This is a genomic window from Pseudomonas sp. Leaf59, from assembly GCF_920984685.1.
GTDB lineage: Bacteria > Pseudomonadota > Gammaproteobacteria > Pseudomonadales > Pseudomonadaceae > Aquipseudomonas.
In genome coordinates, this window is record NZ_CAKLBR010000013.1 from 42056 (window position 1) to 60478 (window position 18423).

The 18423-nt window shown below is 62.8% G+C and carries 11 protein-coding genes; 5 read left to right on the top strand and 6 right to left on the bottom strand.

Annotated elements, in window-relative coordinates:
* Positions 1-3 precede the first annotated feature (3 nt).
* Genes LUB09_RS15200 through LUB09_RS15210 form a run of 3 tightly spaced genes read left to right on the top strand, consistent with a single transcriptional unit; the run spans position 4 to position 3348 of the window.
* A complete protein-coding gene (locus LUB09_RS15200) occupies positions 4-1254 on the top strand; it encodes a XylR family transcriptional regulator (protein WP_231422942.1) in 1251 nt (416 codons plus the stop codon).
* The gene (locus tag LUB09_RS15205) at positions 1241-2476 is read left to right on the top strand and encodes a type III secretion protein (protein WP_231422943.1); all 1236 of its coding nucleotides are present in this window, start codon (positions 1241-1243) and stop codon (positions 2474-2476) included. The genes LUB09_RS15200 and LUB09_RS15205 overlap by 14 nt, the downstream gene beginning before the upstream one ends.
* A gap of 29 nt (positions 2477-2505) precedes the next feature.
* Complete coding sequence (locus tag LUB09_RS15210) at positions 2506-3348, top strand: hypothetical protein (RefSeq protein ID WP_231422944.1); 843 nt, start codon at positions 2506-2508, stop codon at positions 3346-3348.
* Here LUB09_RS15210 and adeC read toward each other — a convergent pair.
* Both adeC and LUB09_RS15220 read right to left on the bottom strand, forming a co-directional pair.
* Positions 3345-4766: an AdeC/AdeK/OprM family multidrug efflux complex outer membrane factor gene (adeC, locus tag LUB09_RS15215; RefSeq protein WP_231422945.1), complete on the bottom strand. Its 1422-nt coding sequence runs from the start codon at positions 4764-4766 to the stop codon at positions 3345-3347. The two genes, LUB09_RS15210 and adeC, sit on opposite strands and share 4 nt — an antisense overlap.
* Complete coding sequence (locus LUB09_RS15220; RefSeq protein WP_209982753.1) at positions 4766-5560, bottom strand: helix-turn-helix transcriptional regulator; 795 nt, start codon at positions 5558-5560, stop codon at positions 4766-4768. Before LUB09_RS15220 ends, adeC begins: the two co-directional genes overlap by 1 nt.
* A 478-nt stretch (positions 5561-6038) precedes the next feature.
* Between LUB09_RS15220 and LUB09_RS15225 the strand changes: the two genes are divergently transcribed.
* Positions 6039-12308 carry a non-ribosomal peptide synthetase gene (locus LUB09_RS15225; protein WP_231422946.1) on the top strand — a complete coding sequence of 2090 codons (6270 nt, stop codon included), beginning with the start codon at positions 6039-6041 and terminating at the stop codon, positions 12306-12308.
* Positions 12309-12391: 83 nt separating this feature from the next.
* Here LUB09_RS15225 and LUB09_RS15230 read toward each other — a convergent pair whose 3' ends face one another.
* The 4 genes from LUB09_RS15230 to LUB09_RS15245 all read right to left on the bottom strand — a co-directional run bounded on the left by LUB09_RS15230 (position 12392) and on the right by LUB09_RS15245 (position 17481).
* A complete protein-coding gene (locus LUB09_RS15230; protein WP_209982750.1) occupies positions 12392-12688 on the bottom strand; it encodes a DUF6124 family protein in 297 nt (98 codons plus the stop codon).
* 747 nt (positions 12689-13435) lie between these two features.
* Positions 13436-14953 (bottom strand): ArnT family glycosyltransferase, encoded by a 1518-nt coding sequence (locus LUB09_RS15235; protein WP_231422947.1) that lies wholly within the window; start codon positions 14951-14953, stop codon positions 13436-13438.
* Between the two features lie 8 nt (positions 14954-14961).
* Positions 14962-16617 carry a lipid IV(A) 4-amino-4-deoxy-L-arabinosyltransferase gene (gene arnT / locus LUB09_RS15240; protein WP_231422948.1) on the bottom strand — a complete coding sequence of 552 codons (1656 nt, stop codon included), beginning with the start codon at positions 16615-16617 and terminating at the stop codon, positions 14962-14964.
* A 189-nt stretch (positions 16618-16806) separates the two neighbouring features.
* Positions 16807-17481: a histidine phosphatase family protein gene (locus LUB09_RS15245; RefSeq protein ID WP_209982743.1), complete on the bottom strand. Its 675-nt coding sequence runs from the start codon at positions 17479-17481 to the stop codon at positions 16807-16809.
* Positions 17482-17753: 272 nt separating this feature from the next.
* Between LUB09_RS15245 and LUB09_RS15250 the strand changes: the two genes are divergently transcribed.
* Positions 17754-18422 carry an ABC transporter ATP-binding protein gene (locus LUB09_RS15250; protein ID WP_209982741.1) on the top strand — a complete coding sequence of 223 codons (669 nt, stop codon included), beginning with the start codon at positions 17754-17756 and terminating at the stop codon, positions 18420-18422.
* Position 18423: the final 1 nt, after the last annotated feature.

Genomic DNA, 18423 nt, shown 5'->3' on the forward strand with positions numbered 1-18423 from the left:
ACAATGAAAACCCTACCGCCCGTCCACCGCATCGCCTTGCTCTTCAACGGCAGCAAAATCTACGACCGCGGCATCATTGCCGGCATCGGTAATTACCTGAGCAGCACCCGCGCGTCCTGGGATCTGTTTCTGGAGGAGGACTTCCTGTGCCGCCTCAAGGGCATCGAGCGCTGGCAGGGCGATGGCATCATTGCGGATTTCGATGACCCGCTGATCGGCGAGGCGCTGGCCGGGAGCAGGTTGCCAGTCGTGGCGGTGGGCGGCTCCTACGAGGATGTGCACGCCTATCCCAAGGGCATTCCCTACGTGGCCACCGACAACCATGCGCTGATGAAGCTTGCCTACGAACACCTGATCGAAGCCGGGCTGGCCCGGTTTGCCTGTTTCAGCCTGCCCGAAGCCCAGGCCAATCGCTGGGCCCAGGAGCGTGAGAAGGCCTTTCGTGGGCTGATGCAGCGCGACGGTCTGGCGGTGCAGATCTATCGCGGCCTGGGCACCAGCGCGCCGCTATGGGACAGCGCGGTGGAGCAGCAAATCGCCTGGCTGCACAGCCTGCCCAAGCCCATCGGTATTATTGCCGTCACCGATGCCCGCGCCCGGCAGCTCTTGCAGGCCTGCCTCACGGCGGGCATTGCGGTGCCGGAGCAGGTCGCCCTGATCGGCATCGACAACGACCCGCTGACCCGCACGCTCACGCGGGTGCCGCTCAGCTCGGTGATCCAGGGCACCGAGACCATGGGCCGCACCGCTGCCGCGTTGCTGCACCAGATGCTGCACGGCAAACCCTGCACGGGCACCCAGGTGCTGGTGCCACCGGACGCGATCAACGTGCAGGCCTCCAGCCTGCATCAACCGCTGGGCAATCCGTATGTGATGCAAGCCCTGTTGTTTATTCGCCAGTACGCCTGCCAGGGCATCAAGACTGCGCAGGTAGCAGCCTATGTGGGTGTGTCGCGTTCGTCCCTGGAAGCGCACTTTCGCAAGGTACGCGGCTGCAGCGTGCATGACGAGATCCTGCGCTTCAAACTCGCCGCAGCAGCCAAGGGGTTGGGCAACCAGGCGCTGGCGATTGCCGATATCGCTTCACGTTGCGGCTTTACCTCGGCGCAGTATCTGCACACGGTGTTTCGGCGTGAGTATGGCTGTACACCGCGTCAGTTCCAGCAGGGCAGCGTGCCTGCGCACAAACAGGCCGAGGCTGCGGATTTCTCCGATGGTAATTGTTTGAAATCGAAGGTCGTTGTTACGTATTAGCCCGCTGGCGGCCGGAACGATCATCTTCGATTCGCCACGCAAAAGTACCCCCGTTGACGGGTTGACCTTTTATTTCAATTACCGAGACTTGAATGTCATGCTCATGAGTTCTGCGTACAACAATCGTCTGATGATGCCTCCCGTGGGCGGTGAAACTCCCGCGCCCATCAGCAAAATGCCTGAACCAGTCGATCATCAACCGGCGGCGAGTCATGGCGTTAATCCTCTTCGACCGTTCTCGGCACTCAGTGAGATCGGCCAACATTTAACGGCGCAGGAAAAAGATCCCGAGTTGGCTGCCTTGTTGAAGATGTACGACGCATTGGTCGGTGCATTGAATAAATGGATGGCCAAGGATAAAACGCTGCCCAGTCCACCGCCGCCCATGGACGTCGCGCCCGCTCCACGCACTGAACCGGTGTCCATCGACAATGTCTGGCGCAACAGGCTGGCACCGTTCATGGAACGATCAAATCTGGCGGCTACCCGTACCCATTTTGATAGCGAACTGACTGAGATGTTTGCAACTGAACATTATGAGCCGGTCACAGACTTCTTATCGGCGGTACCCAAAGGACAAAAGCCGGATGACATCCTCAACGGGCTGCGTGCGTCATACGAACACTATCCTTACTTTGGCAGCGCTGGCAGGGAAGAACATGTAGGCGCCATCAAAGTTGCAATGATGAAGTTTGGACAGAGCCCGGCCAGTGTATGTGAGGACGTTGTAAATGCCGGGGACGGCTACAGCATTACAATGAGGGATGGCTTCAAACTCACTCTATCGAATGAAGAGTTGAACCTGGCGTTCAGGGCTGCAAAGTTCAGCGGCGGCGATGAAGGAATGGTCAAGGATGCCAGCTTCCTGTTTGCCGTGATGAGCAAGCGCAAGAGCCTGGAGCTGGAGCTGTACCTTCAGAAACAGTCGGATTCGTTCATGAGTATGTATCGCACGGACAGCGAATATCACGCGTGTGACTCGTATCCGGGGGTGCTGGCATTGGCGGGCGATGGCATTGATGGGTACTCGGCCCTGTCCTTGCTGGGCCTGAAACAGCAGATCAAGGTTGTCGATGCAGGAACACTGGGGGCGCAAGTGGGTGTGCCGGTGACGTCAGGCGGCAGACACAAGAACGGCGTCATCATTGATGGGGTGATGGAGGGGCAGTTCTATAACAGGCCCGTCTCACCTTCCCTGAAAGTTGCCACGCTGGCTGATTGACTGCACCGTTTGCATATTGGAGGTGAAAAATGCTGGGGTTGAATGTGTATTTTGGAAGGACCGATTATTCCGCAGCGCAGATGCCGATTGAGCCCGCGTCAAGGCAGAATGCAGAAGGTTTGATCAGCGCGCTGGGCGTGTTGGGCGAGCGGCTCAGGCAATTGTCCGAACGCAGGAGTGGGCGGTATGACACCCATGAAGTGAATCGCCGACGCATCACACAGGCTGAAAATCTGGATCCGGGGGTGGGTGGAGCTGGCCGGTTCATCCGCGGAACGGCGGCCAACATCGGCATAAAACCCGCTGACGTATTCACGGACTTTTACCAGAACGTTGAAGGGAATTGCGTCACCATTTCCGCAATCAAGGCCGCCATGATGAGGTTTGGTCATAATCCCCACGGCGTCTTCAAGCGCGTCCAGGCGACGGCCACGGGTGTTGAGGTTGTCATGCGCGATGCCTACAGACTGCGCATCAGTTACGCAGAGTTGGAGCAAGCCGGCAAAGCCTCGGACTTCAAGGCCGACAGGCCCAATGATGTGCTGGTCAATGCGCAGTTTCTGTATGCCGTCAGCGCCAAGCGTGCTCAGCTGGAAAACAATGATGGCGTCGGCCACCTGGGTTATGCCGCTGCCCTGAACAGCTTGAACGATGGCGAGTACCCAGGGCAGGCCCTGCGCCGCCTGGGCCTGAAGAACTACGTGACCCCGGCTACTCTTGAAGACTTCAGGCAGGGAGCGATCGGCACGGTCTCTGGCTTAGCGCATTCAATGGCAGTCATCAACGGCAAGCTGGATAACTACGGGAAGGCATCCGAGCTGCGCGAATCGGATTGGAGCAACCGTTCAATCATCGGGCTGAAACTGCTCTAGGGCGAAGCGGCCAGGCGCGGGGCTTCGGCCCACGCACCACCCAGCGCCGTATACAGGTTCACCTCTGCCATCAACTGCGCCAGTCGATCCACAATCAGCGCCTGCTGCGCGCTGAACAGCGAGCGTTGTGCGTCCAGGAACGTCAGGTTACTGTCCACTCCGCTGCGATAGCGGTGCTGGGCGAGGTCGTAATAGCGCTGGCTGGCGGCCACAAAATCCCGTTGCGCGTTGAGCTGGTCGACGAATGTCTGGCGCGCGGCGAGACCATCGGCCACTTCCTGAAAGGCGGTCTGGATCGATTTTTCGTACTGGGCCACCGTGATGTCTTTTTGCAGCCTGGCGTAATCGAGGCTGGCACGCAGGCTGCCAGCGTTGAAAATCGGCAGGTTGATCTGCGGTTGGAACGTCCAGGTGCCCGAGCCGCCCTTGAACAACCCTGACAGCTCGGTGCTGGCACTGCCGGCATTGGCCGTGAGGCTTACCGAAGGGAAAAACGCAGCGCGGGCGGCACCGATATTGGCGTTGGCGGCCTGCAACTGGTATTCGGCCTGGAGGATATCCGGGCGGCGCTGCAGCAGGTCCGAGGGCAGGCCGGCGGGCACCCGAGCTACCAAGTCGTCCGCCAGCGGGCGCGACGGCAGGTTTGGGTCCACCGGGCCGCCGACCAGCAAGGCGAGGCTGTTGAGGTCCTGGGCCACCTGGCGCTGGTAACGGGCCAGGCTGGCGCGGGTGCTTTCGACACTGGTGCGCGCTTGCACCACATCCACCGCCGAGGCCTTGCCCGCGCTTTTGCTGCGCTCGGTGAGGTGCAGGCTGCGTTCGTTGGCGGCCAGGGTTTGCCGGGCCAGGTCCAGCAGTTCCTGGTCGGCGCGCCACGTGAGGTACGCGTTGGCGACATTCGCCACCAAGCTCAACTGCGCGCTTCGCCTGGCTTCTGCGGTGCCCAGGTAGGTGAGCATCGCCTGTTCGCTGAGGCTGCGTACACGGCCGAACAGGTCCAGTTCATAGGCGCTGATGCCCAGGGTGGCCGAATAGCTGGAGGTGATCGCTGACTTGCCGGTGCCCGTCACATCCCCCGGCACGTTCTGGCGCTTGCCGGCACCGGTGGCGGACACCGCCGGAAACAGGTCGGCACGCTGGATGCGGTACTGCGCCTGGAACGCCGCGACGTTCAGCGCCGCCACCCGCAGGTCGCGGTTGTTGACCAGTGCATCACTCATCAGCTGTTGCAGCGCCGGGTCATGGAACAGGTGCTGCCAGTCCGAGGTGGTTTGCGTGCCCGCTTGCGCCTGGCGATACACCCCGTCCTGGGGGTAATGCTGCGGCACCGGTGCCTGGGGCCGGTGGTACTCGGGAATCAGCGAACAACCGCCGAGCAGGCAGGCCATGCCGACGGCGGTGAGGGTGGTTCTGGTCATCAAGCGCCCACCATCCATTTGGCCAGGCCATGGCGGCCACTTACGCCCAGTTTGGCGGCAGCGCGCTTGAGGTAGGTTTCAATCGAGCTGTTTTTCACGCTGAGTTTTTCCGCCATCTGCGGCACGGTGCCGCCAGTCAGCAGGCCCAGGCAGACTTCCTGCTCGCGTGCCGACAACGTGATATCGCTCAGCGACAGCCGCTTGTAGAACTCGCGCTGCAATTGCGATTGCTCCAGCGGGTTATGCACCGGTTCCCTGCCGCTCTGCGGCGCCTGGTGAAGCCATTGGGCATGACGCTCCAGCAGCGGCAGCAGGGTGTCCGACAGGCACTTGAGAAACGACAGCTCCGCCAGGGAGAACCCACGCTGGGCCGGCGGGCGGTAGAACGAAATCACCTGGCGCCGATTGCCCTGGCGTGCCACGAGGTTGCACTGGTGCGAGGTGCCGCGCGGGTGCGCGCTGTTGGGTTGGGCGCGCATCTGAATCAGCAGCGGGTCCTGCATGCGCAGCATCTCCCGCAGCAGCGGATGGTCCTTGAGCGGGTGCAGGGTCTGGGGCGCAGACAGCTCGCTTTTGAGCCCCGCACTGCCCAGCAGCTTGATATCGAGCACGCGGTCGTGCAGTTCGTCGAGGGTCCACTCGCTGAGGTCAACCATGTGGATCGGCACCCATTTGTCCACCAGGTGCAGCATGTGCGCGGCGAAATCTTCCTGGCCGCTGTTTGAAATCAGTTCGCCCATTTCGGCATAGAAATGCGGGCTGGTTGTGTTGCTCATGGTGCGCGTCAGACTCATAGCCATCTCATCCTTGATGTCGAAAACCGCCATCGGGCGCCCTGGGTCTGTGCGGGGCGCGCCGTGTTGCTTGAACGTGACTCGGCGTTCGAGATTTCATTTAGCCATATGGATTTGTCCTACGTATGTAGCGGAAACGTGGGACACAACCTGCCATAAAAGTACCGCCATTAAATCGACGGTTCTGTCAGGTATTTCCACAGACGAATAGCCAGCTCGGATTTTTATTATTTTATAAATTATTGATTTATAAAGATAATTCAATTTTATAGCGAGGGTGTCTAATTGCCATCCTCGGCGTTATATAGCCAATGTCCTACACCGCTTTAATCGTTTCAGCGGTGAACCTTCAGCCGAGCCGGTTCCATTCATTTGAATGTCCGGGTTTGGGGTGTCAGGCAGCCCCGTACCCCCATGCTCAAATCCGGCAATTTCGCCGTGATGGACCTCCCTGGCGAGCCCCCATGAGAAGGATCTTATGCCGCACATTTCCAGCCCGTCGCCCAGCTTCCCGCTCACCGCCGCCCAGCAGGATATCTGGCTCGACCAACAGCGCGCGGGTGACTCGCCGCTCTACAACATCGGTGGTTTTCTCGACTTTGCCGGCCCTGTAGAGCCGGCGCTGATCCAGCAGGCCATCGAGCAACTGGTGGCCCTGCACGATGGGCTGCGCACCCAATTGTTCAGCGACGCTGACGGCTTGCCACGCCAGCACTTCGCTGCGGCAGTGACGGTAGAGGTGGCGCGGTATGATTTCTCGTCCTTGCCCGAGCCGCAGGTTGCCGCGCAGGCCTTGATGCAGGCGCAGATGGCTCGGCCCTATGGGTTGCAGGGCGAGCCGTTGTTCCGCTTTTTTCTGGTCAAGCTCGACGCTGACCGCTATTGGCTCGGCACCCAGGCCCATCACCTGATCCTTGATGGCTGGGGCTTCGGCCAGATGCTGCAGTCCCTGGCGCAGCTCTACACGGGCCTGGTGCAGGGCCGTCAGCCGCAGCCGCTGGCGCCGTCGTATATCGACTTCATCGACGCCGACCAGCACTACCGGCAGTCGTCGCGTTACGTCCGCGACCGCGCGTATTGGCTGGACAAATACCAGACCTTGCCCGAGCCGCTGCTGACGCCACGGCACACCGCGCCAGCGCCGAGCAGCACCTTGGTGCAAGGGTTTCCCGTGGCGTTGCTGCACCGCATGGAAGACGTGGCCAAGCGTCACCACGCCTCGGCGTTCCATGTATTGCTGGCGGCGTTATATGTGTGTTTCACCCGCACCTATCAGCGCGAGGAATGGGTGGCAGGACTGCCGATGCTCAACCGCGCCAACGCGCGTTTTCGCGCGACGGTAGGGATGTTTGCCCAGGTCAGCGCGGTACGTTTTCAATTTGACGAGCAGCTGTCTTTCGCCGAACTGGTGCGCGGCGTGCGCGACCAGCTCAAGCAGGACATGCGCCACCAGCGCTTCCCCTTGAGCGACATGAACCGTGAGCTGGGGCTGCGCCGTAGCGACCGCGGCCAGCTGTTCGAGGTGTCGGTGTCCTACGAGCAGGACGATCATGACCTGCGCTATGGCGAGGTCCAGGCCCGGGCCATCAAGGTTTCCAACCACCATGAAGCGCTGCCGATTGCCATGCACCTGCGCAGCAATCGCGTGCAGGACACCGCATGCCTGCATTGCGTGTACAACGAGGCGTATTTCAGTCACGACGAGGTCCAGGCACTGACTGAACGCGTCATCGGGTTGCTGGAGCAGGGCCTGGAGGACACGGCGCTCACCCTCGCCGAATTGTCCCTGATCACCCCGGCCGAGCAGGCGCAACTGCAACAGTTCAACGCCACCGCCCAGCCCGATACTCAGCCGCGCACCCTGCACGCGCGCATCGAAGCCCAGGCTGCGCGCACGCCGCAGGCCGTGGCGGCGGTGTATCAGGGCCGGCAACTGAGCTATGCCCAGCTCAATCAACAGGCCAATGCCCTGGCCCATCAGCTTATCGAACAGGGCGTACAGCCGGACGATCGCGTGGTGATCCTGGCCCGGCGCGGGCTGGACACCCTGGTGGGGCTGCTGGCGATTCTCAAGTCCGGCGCCTGCTATGTGCCGCTGGACCCGGCCCATCCCGCCGAACGCCTCAACTACCTGCTGCACGACAGCGCCCCGGTCGCCGTGCTGACCCAGCATGACTTGCGCCAGCGCCTGCCTGCGCTGGACGTACCGGTGATCGCGCTGGACCGTCCCGCGTTGCACCTGGGCACCAACCCTGACGTGGCGGTGCAGCCCACGCACCTTGCCTACGTGATCTATACCTCCGGTTCCACCGGCCTGCCCAAAGGCGTGATGGTCGAGCACCACAGTGTGTCGAACCTGGTGGACTGGCACTGCCGGGCCTTCAACCTGCGCGCGGGCAGCCACACCGCCAGCGTCGCCGGGTTCGGCTTCGATGCGATGGCCTGGGAGGTGTGGCCGGCCCTGTGCGTGGGCGCCACGCTGCACCTGCCGCCGGCCCATGACGGTGCCGAAGACATCGACGCGCTGCTCGACTGGTGGCGCGCCCAGCCGCTGGACGTGTGCTTCCTGCCCACGCCGGTGGCCGAGTACGCTTTCAGCCAGCGCCTGGAACACCCGACCCTGCACACCTTGCTCATCGGTGGCGACCGCCTGCGTGCGTTCAACCGTGCACAAACCTTCGATGTGATCAACAACTACGGGCCCACCGAAGCCACGGTGGTCGCCACGTCCGGAAGGGTTGAAGTGGGAAGCCTGCTGCCTATCGGCGCGCCTGTCGCCAATGCCCAGGTCTACGTATTGGATGCCCGGCAACGCCTGCTGCCGATTGGCGTTGCGGGTGAGTTGTATGTCGGCGGCAAGGGCGTGGCGCGCGGTTACCTCAACCGCCCGGACCTCAGCGCCGAACGTTTTCTGGATGACCCGTTCAGCGCCGGCCGTCTGTACCGCACCGGCGACCTGGCGCGCTGGCTGCCCGATGGCAACCTTGAATACCTGGGGCGCAATGACGACCAGGTGAAAATTCGCGGCGTGCGCATCGAACTCGGGGAAATCGAAACCGCCCTGGCCGGCCATCCCGCCGTCAAGGAGGCCGTGGTGCAGTTCCGCGAGGGACAACTGCTGGCCTGGTTCATCGAGCATCACCCTATCGATATCGACACCCTGCGCGCCCACCTGCAAACGTCGCTGCCCGACTACATGCTGCCCGCCGCCTACGTGAAGCTGACCAGTCTGCCCCTTACCGCCAACGGCAAACTCGACCGCAAGGCGTTGCCGGCACCGACCCAGGATGCCTTTGTCAGCCGCCGTTACGAAACCCCGCACGACGGTGCGGAAACCATCCTGGCGCAGATCTGGGCAGAGCTGCTGCAGGTGCGGCAAGTGGGCCGGCATGATCATTTCTTCGAACTGGGCGGGCACTCACTGCTGGCGGTGCAACTGGTGCAGCGCATGCGTCAGGCCGGGCTGCATGCCGACGTGCAGGTACTGTTCGGCCAGCCCACCCTGGCGGCGCTGGCAGCCGTCAGCCAGCGCCGCGAGGTGGCGGTGCCGGCCAACCGAATTGCGCCAGGTTGCACCCACATCACCCCGGACCTGCTGGCCCTTGCCGAACTCGACCAGCCCAGCATCGACCGCATCGTCGCGGGCATTCCCGGCGGCGCAGCGAATGTGCAGGACATCTACCCGCTGGCGCCGTTGCAGGAGGGCTTGCTCTACCACCACCTCACCGATGAGCGCGATCCGTACCAGCAGCACGCGATGTTCAGCTTTGCCCGGCGCGAACAGCTCGATGCCTTTGCCCAGGCCCTGCAACAGGTGATCGACCGGCATGACATCCTGCGCACCAGCCTGGCCTGGGATGCGCTGGAGCAACCGATGCAGGTGGTGTGGCGCAAGGCGCAGTTGCGCGTCGCACCGCTGGGCGACAGTGATGAGCCGCTGGACCTGCGCCAGGCGCCGCTGATGGCCATGGACTACGCCGAACAGCCGCAGCAGCAACGCTGGATTGCGCGATTGCGCTTTCATCACCTGGTCAACGACGCCACCTCGACCACCGTGCTGGTGGACGAGATTCGCGCGCACCTGCTCGGCCAGCAGGCGCAACTGCCGGCGCCGGTGCCGTATCGCAATGTGGTCGCGCAGAGCCGCTTGCCGGCGCGCCAGGCCGCGCACGAGGCGTTTTTCCGTGAGCGTCTGGCGGATGTCGACGAGCCGACACTGGCGTTCGGCTTGCAGGAGCGCCAGGCCAATCGCGCCGACAGTGAAGAGGCCGAACAGGCCCTCGACGAGCACCTCAATCAATGCGTGCGCGAACAGGCCCGCGCCCTGGGCGTGAGTGCCGCGAGTCTGTTTCACCTGGCCTGGGCGCAGGTGCTCAGCCGTGTGTCGGGCCGCGATGACGTGGTGTTCGGCACCGTATTGCTGGGTCGCCTGCAGGCGGGCGAGGGCGCCGACCGCGCACTGGGCATGTTCATCAATACACTGCCGCTGCGGGTGCAACTGGCCGGGCAAACTGTGCTGGATGCGCTGAGTGATACCCACGCCCAACTGAGTGCCTTGCTCGTTCACGAGCAGGCGTCGCTGGCGCTGGCCCAGCGTTGCAGCAGCGCCTCGCCGTTGTTCAACAGCCTGCTCAATTACCGGCATACCTCGGCCGACCCCGAGTTGAAGCTGGTGCCCGGGATTGCCCTGCTCAGCAGTGAGGACATCCTCAGCTACCCGCTGATGCTCACGGTGGACGACACCGCCGAGGGGTTTCGCCTCAAGGCCAAGGCGCCGCGCAAGATCGGCGCCGCGCGGCTGCTGGCCTACCTCGATACGGCCGTGCGCGGCCTGGTGCAGGCACTGGAACAGGCGCCGACATCGCCGCTGCACGACGTGCCGGTGCTGCCCGCCGACGAGTTGCGCACCTTGCTGGTGGACTTCAACGCCACCGACACCGTCTACCCCGACACCCTCAGCGTGCAGGCACTGTTCGAGGCGCATGCGCGACATACCCCTCACGCCATCGCGGTGCAGGCCGGCGAACACCAGCTGAGTTACCAACAGCTCAACGAGCGCGCCAACCAGTTGACCTACCACCTGCGTGAGCGCGGGGTACAGCCCGATTCGCGGGTGGCGCTGTGCGTCGAGCGCGGGCTGGATCTGGTCGTGGGCCTGCTGGCGATTCTCAAGGCCGGCGGCGCTTACGTGCCGCTGGACCCGGGCTACCCGCGCGAGCGCCTGGCCTACATGCTGCACGACAGCCAGCCGGTGGCGCTGCTGGTGCATGCCGCAACGCGCGACCTGCCGGGCGACGTGTCGATCCCGCTGATCGACTTCGACTGCTGCGCCTGGCGCCACGCGCCGATCGGCAATCCGTTGGTGCCGGGCCTGAGCGCCGCCAACCTGGCCTACGTGATGTACACCTCCGGCTCCACCGGTACGCCCAAAGGTGTGATGATCGAGCATCGCGGGCTGAGCAACCTGATGCACTGGGGCTCCACACTGTGCCCGAACGCTGAAGGCGGCGCGCTGCTGCAACGCGCGCCGTTCAGCTTCGACGGCTCGGTGTGGGAGCTGTTCTGGCCGCTGACCAATGGCATGCGCCTGGTGCTGGCGCGACCTGACGGGCATCGGGAACCAGCGTACCTGGCGCAAGTGATTCGCGAGCAGCGCATCAGCGTGATCAAATTCGTGCCGGCGATGTTGCAGCAGTTTCTGGAACTGGACGAGTCAGCGCTGTGCACCAGCCTCACCGACGTGCTGTGCGGCGGCGGCGAACTCACCGAAGCCCTGGCCCGTGGCGTGCAAACGCGCTTGCCGCAGGTGCGCCTGCACAATGTCTACGGTCCCACCGAAGCCACCGTCGACAGCAGCGCCTGGACCCTTGAACCCGGCGCACCGGTGCCGGCACTGCAACTGCCGATCGGCCGCGCGATCAACAACACCCGCCTGTATGTGCTCGACGACCACGACGCGCCGGTGCCGCTGGGCGTCAGCGGCCAGTTGCATATCGGCGGGGTAGGCGTGGCACGCGGATACCTGGGCCTGGCGCAGATGACCGCCGAGCGCTTTATCGACAGCCCGTTCGTGGCCGGCGACCGCCTGTATCGCAGCGGCGATCTGGTGCGTTACCTGCCGGACGGCAACCTGGAGTTTCTGGGGCGCAATGACTTCCAGGTCAAGCTACGCGGCGTGCGCCTGGAGTTGGGCGAGATCGAATCACGCCTGCTGGCGCACCCGGCGTTGCGTGAAGTGGCGGTGCTGATCCGCGAAGAGCGGCTGGTGGCGTATTTCACCGTGCGCGAACAGGCACCGAGCCTGGAAGCGCTGCGCATCCATGTGCTGGAGCAACTGCCCGAGTACATGGTGCCGGCGGCCTTCGTGCAGCTCGATGCGCTGCCGCTGAACCCGGCCGGCAAACTCGACCGCAAGGCCCTGCCGGAACCGGGCCTGGAAGCGGTGATCAGCCGCGCCTACGAAGCACCGCAAGGCGAGGTGGAAACCACCATGGCCGGAATCTGGGCCGACGTGCTGAAGCTGGAACGGGTGGGGCGTCATGACCACTTTTTCGAGCTGGGCGGGCATTCCCTGCTGGCGGTCAACCTGGTGGCACGCTTGCGCAAGGCCGGGCTGGAAGTGGATGCGCGCACCCTGTTCAGCCAGCCGACACTGGCACAACTGGCAGCGCGCACCCAGGCGCGGGTGCAGCGAGTGGAAGTGGCGCAAACCACCATTCCGCAACTCAATCGTCGTCGCAGGATTTGAGGGCCAGAATTACGCTGAACCTGATCTTGAAATACGCTCACTGTGGGAGGGAGCAAGCCCCCTCCCACATTTTTTTCGCGCGTTCAGGCAGTGGTTTTTGGGTTGTTCATGCAGTGGATAGAGCGATCCACCGTGGTCCTGGCAATCTCCAGCAAATGCCACACCGCCAGAATCTTCGCCCGTTCGGGGCTCTCCAGGTGCTCACTGCAATCGAGTGCCGTCACCGAGGCGCTGTCCAGCAAGCTGGCGGTGAAGAGCAGGGCATCTTCGAAGCTCAGGTCTTCATTGACGCAATGGAAGTCTTTTGTGGGTGAGTGACGGTCAATGGCGCGGTGGAAGGCGCTGCGATCGTGGGGTGGATCGGGTAGGGCTTTGTTCATGGTGTAACTCCACATGGTTTGGAGCCGACACTCTTCGCGACTAAACGATGGGCGGTGGCTGTACGCAGGTTAGTCGACCGGCCACATGGCAAACCGGCGCACCCGAAGGTGCCCATACGCACAGCCACCATAAAACATCACGGGGGACCATGCGCCATATGAGATCCGGGCGACTAAACCCGATCACTGAATTGGCAGTGACGGGCCGCAGACTAGCCACCGACTCCAACAGGCGCAAGGCGGCAGAGATTGTCTAGGAAACGTCCTGCAATTAAAAGGGACGCGCCTTGCTGGCCCTTAACAAACCATGACCAAATCCCATTAACCAACGCCCCTATAGATTGCGGTCAATGTGGGAGATTCGGTTAGCGCTGTCGCGCAGCAAACCGGAACCTCTCTGACGAGCGGGCTTTTGTGGCGAGCGGGCTTGCCCCGCGCTGGGGTGCGAAGCGCCCCCAATTCGACAGAACGCGGTTTACCTGACGCTGCGCAGAGCATTACCGGTCGGCTCTCAGGCCGCCGCGCTCTTGATTTTGATCTGAGGCGCCCTTTGGGGCTTCTCCAAAGTGACCCGCCGTAAGGGCGGAACCCTAATTCGCCGTCACCGCAGAAACGGATAGGTACACCGAAAAATCACCTTCGCGAGCGAGTCGAATCGTCTCCAGTTTGCTGCGCGACAGCGCTAAGTCGAAGATTTGGCGGAGCCTTCCACACTGGGTATTCAGTGTCTGTAAGCACCGGGTCGCTTCATTTACTCACTGGAAGAAACCCCACACTCCCACCCTCACGCTTGTGAAACAACCGCTCCCCATTATCCGGCTGGGTAACGATCACCTGGTGATCCGCCCCCAGAAACGCCAGCGGCGTCGGGTCGTCTTTGGAGAACTGCGCGATGATGATGGTGTGCTGTGGATCAAATTCCTGGCCGCTGGTTTTCTCCAGCCAGGCCATGAACGCGGCGCTGTCGCCCTGGCGCGGGAAGTTTTGGGTTTCGCTGACGTAGTAGAACGGCTTGCCGCCATTGTTCAGGTACATCGGCAGCTTGTTGTCGACTTCCACCAGCACCATCTGCCACTGATCCCAAGGTGCTGTTTTCACCGCCTGTGCTTTCACATCCTCGACAAACTGCGTCACGCCGCCATTGCCGTTGGTCCAGGGATACACGCCGCCGATCACCAGCAGCATCAAGCCCGCAGCGCAGCCAAAACCCTTTTGCCAGCGCGGCCAACCGGCGGGGTTTTTCGCCAGGCGTTCACTCAACCACCACGCTGCCAGCAGCTGGGCAAAAGGCACCAGGGGCAGTACGTAGTAGCTGCGTCGGCTGCCGCTGGCGGTAAAGAACACGAACAACAGGCCCAGGCCCCACACCAGCCAGCGCACATTGGGCGGCGTTTCGCGCCAGTGGCGCAGCGCCAGCCACAGGCCGAGCATCCAGCAGGGTGCCCAGGGCAGGGTGTACGCCGGCAGGTAGATCAGGTAGGTGTAGATCGGCCCCATATGGTCGAAGGGGTCGAAGAAGCGCACTACGTTTTCCTTGAACACCAGCTCCAGGCCGCTTTCGCCATAGGTGGGGGCGCCATAGAGATGGGACAGTACGAAGGGAATCGCGTAGAACGCGCCGGCGATAATCACGGCCAGCAGCAGGCGCAGGTTGAAGTGGCGTTTGTAGCGCTGTTCGCTGAGCAGGTGCGGTAACAGCACCAGGCCCGGCAGTACGAAGCCGATCAACCCCTTGAACAATGAGGTCGCCGCCAGCAGCAGGAAAAATACTGTGTAGCGCCCCAGCCGGGTGTCGTCCGGCCCGCGCCAGTACCACCACACGGCGGCCAGCACGCCGCACACGGTGAGCACATCCGCCGTGGCCACCCGCGCCCAGAACAGAAAATAGAACGTGGTGGCCAGCATCCAGCCGGCAATCAGCCCGGTGCCCTTGCGAAACAGGCGCTCGCCGATCAGGTACACCAGCCAGATGCTCAGCCACGCGGCGATCACCGACGACAGGCGCAGCGACCACGGGCCCAGGCCGCCCATCAGGTTGGCAAAGCCGGTGATCAGCCAGTAGGAGGGCAGGGGTTTGTCATAGTAGGGTGCGCCCTTGAGATAAGGGTCGAAGTAGTCGCCGCTTTGCAGCATCTGCAGGGCGATATTCGCCCAGCGTGTTTCCGGTCCCCACAGGTCGCGGCTGCCCAGGCCCAGCAGCAGGAGCAGGGCTGATACGCCCAGCAGCAACAGCAGTGCGCCGCGTTCGGTCTTGCAGAAACTCATGGGTATTCCTAAGGGGATTGCGGGTAGAGGGTAATGACCAGGTCGCCCTTGCGGTAGCGCTTGCCACCGGGTGGCAGTTGCCCCTCTTCACGGTGTTCGCTGGTGCTTCTGACGCGCAGCAGCACGCCGACCGAGCCGTGCTTGCGCGCCTCGGCGAGCCAGGCCTGGACAGTGTCCAGGTTGACCTTGCGGTGCGCTGCATCCGCATACGTCAGGCCGTAGCGCAGTTCGCCTTCGGTGTTGTAAAGCGTGACGTCCGCGCGGTTCAGTCGCCAGGCCAGCGCGGAGGCCGATTCCAGTTGATTGCTCAACAGCGCCTGGGTCTGCTGCAGTTCGTCCAGGTGTTCGAGCACGAACTGGTCGGGCATTTCGCTGTTGGCGATCTGCGCCGGCATGCCCACCGGCAGCAACACCACCAGCAGGCCGATGCCCAGCGCCGGTGTCGCCCACAGGGTCAGCGGGCGGAAGGCCTGCAGCAGGTTGGCAAGGATCCAGCCCAGCAGCACGATAAATGCCAGCGACAGGCTGAACATCTCGGCATGGCTGTTGCCGTACAGCGGGCGGTCGATTTGCAGGTAGATCAAGGCCACCATCGCGAGCAGGCCGACGATCAGATTGATCACGCCGTTGAGGCGGATGGCGCGTGGCTTGTGCTGGTGAACCAGGTCGATCAGCGCATGCCCCATCAACAGGGCCAGCGGCAACAGGCACGGCATGATGTAGGTTGGCAGCTTGCCCCGGCTCAGGCTGAAAAACGCCAGCGGCAGCCACAGCCAGAGGGAAAGGAACACGATGGCCGGCTGGCGTTTTTCCCGCCAGCTTTTGAGCAGTGTGCTGGGCAGCAACCCGGCCCAGGGCAGGCACGCCACCACCATGATCGGCAGGAAGAACCACCACGCCCGCGCATGCTGTGCATCATCGGCGGCAAATCGGCGGATGTGTTCGTGCCAGAAAAAGAAGCGCCAGTAATCCGGTTCCTGCACATGAATCGCCCAGGCCCAGGGCAGGCACAGCAGCAAGGCAACGCCCACGGCCAGTGGGCCATAGCGCAGCAATTCACCCAGCCTGCGTTGCCACAACAAGTAGGGCACCGCGATCAGCACCGGCAGCAGCCAGGCCAGGAACCCTTTGGTCATGAAGCCCATGGCGCAAGCCACCCCGAGCAGCGCCCAGGCGCCGAGTCGGGCCCGTGGCGTGCGGCTGTCGAGGGCGAACCACAGCGCCACCAGACTGAGATTGACCCAGAGCGTGAATTGCGGATCGAGGTTGGAGTACCCGGCTTGCCCGGCCACCAGGCCGAAGCTCAGGTAGAGCAGGGCGCAGGCGTAGCTTTTGCGCGGATCGTTCCACAGGCGGCGGGCGATCAGGTAGGCCAGCAATACACTCAGGGCGGTGGTGAGTGCCGAGGCAATCCGCACGCCGAACAGGTTCTGGCCGAACACCGCCTGACCGAGGGCGATCAACCAGTAGCCGCCGGCAGGTTTTTCGAAGTAGCGCAAACCCATGAAATGCGGGGATACCCAGTTGCCGCTGGTGAGCATTTCCTGGCTGATCTGGGCGTAGCGGGTTTCGTCGGGCACCCACAGGCCATGCAGGCCAAGGGGCAGCAGGTAAAATGCGGCGATTGCCAGCAACAGTAAGGGCAGAGGTTTTAGTCGGGTCATGAGCGCGCGGCGCCTTGACACTTAATGACGGAGTGGGGGGCTATATAAGTAATAAGAGCAAGACTCAAAATGTTCACTAACTGGGTCGAGTTATGTGGGGCGCCGTTAATTAACGGGCGCGGCTCAACATGCCAGAACAGGCCTGTCATTTTGCTGAATAGGTAATGCTGGATATGTAAAAAAGTGTGTTCAGAGGTTTTTCAAAACAGCCGTCCATGCCGGACCATTGACCAGTCCCAGGGTGTCGAACCTGCCGTCGGCCCTTGCCCGTATGAACAGCGCACTGCCGTATTGGGGAAACGCCGCGTGGGGGTAGCCCAGGGCTTTTTCGAAGTCGGCGATGCAGCCACTGTGAGTGACGAAGATCAGGTTGCGCCCGGGGTGTTTGTGCTGCAGCAGCTGTTCGCCGATCGCCTCGCCGCAGATGGCCTGCGGATCGGCCGTCAATTGGACGTTGCCGAACATTGCATGGGCCGTCTGGGCCGTGCGAGTGGCGGGGCTGGCGAGCACGTCGGTGCGCGTCATGCCCAATACGTTGAAGGCTTTGCCCAGCGCCTCGGCATGTTGGTGGCCGACGACGGTGAGGCCGTCGGACGGGCCGAGGCAGGGGTTTTTCGAGCGATCACAGCGCTCTTCATGGCGCACCAGCACGATCAGTTCGCCTTCCCGCCAGGCAGGCAGCAGGTGCGCAGTCAGCAGGCGCTTGCCCACACCCAGGTCGCGGGGTGTCGCAGGCCACAACAGCCAGCCCGCAAGCATCAGGCTTACGACGGCAAGGCTCATCCGCCACGTTCGCCAGCGCTTGATAAAGCGTCGGCGCGTGCGCGGTTTGGTCAGCGTGAGGTCAACCACATCATTCACCATGGCCGTATTTATTAATATTCAAGTAGGCGCAATGCATTAACGGAGGCCCGCAGTGGGATAAAGAGGCTGTCACAGGGTGGCTGTCTTTTGGCTGAACATCCTGCGGTTAAAAGTTGTCGCACTGAATAACTAACAAGTTGCCGATTCATCAGTAATGCGCCGGCAATTTAAAGTGACAGGGGTGGGCAGGTGGTGAAATCCATGTGAAAAATTTGCGTACTTGGCGCCATCAGCCGTTATTCTCGTTTTCAGTTTTCCAAGTGAGCGTGTTTATGTTGCAGGTGCACGGCGTGCGCAAGAGCTACACCACCCCCCAGGGGCCGCTGGCGGTGCTGGCCGGCGTCGACCTGCAGTTGGGCGAGCGCAGCAGCCTGGCGCTGATGGGGGAGTCGGGCAGCGGCAAGAGCACGCTGCTGCATCTGGTGGCCGGGCTCGACCGTGTGGACGCCGGCAGTATCCAGGTGGGCGAGCAGCGCCTGGACCAACTGGGCGAGGCGCAACTGGCGCAGTGGCGGCGCAGCGAAATCGGCCTGGTGTTCCAGCAGTTCAACCTGATCGGCAGTTTGCGCGTCGACGATAACCTGGCCTTCCAGGCGCGCCTGGCCGGGCGTTTTGATCCGCAGTGGCAGGCGCAGTTGGTCGAGCGCCTGGGCCTGGGCGACTTGCTCAAGCGCTATCCCGAGCAACTCTCCGGCGGTCAGCAGCAGCGGGTGGCGGTGGGCCGTGCGCTGGCGTCACGGCCGGGCCTGCTGCTGGCGGATGAACCCACCGGCAATCTCGATGAAGCCACCAGCGATGACGTGCTGCAACTGCTGCTGGACCTGCTGCGCGACAGCCCCACCAGCCTGTTGATGGTCACCCACAGCCCGCGCATCGCGGCGCGGCTCGACCGCCAGGTGGTGCTGCATCGCGGGCTGGTCGTGCCCGCCGTTGCCTCTTGAG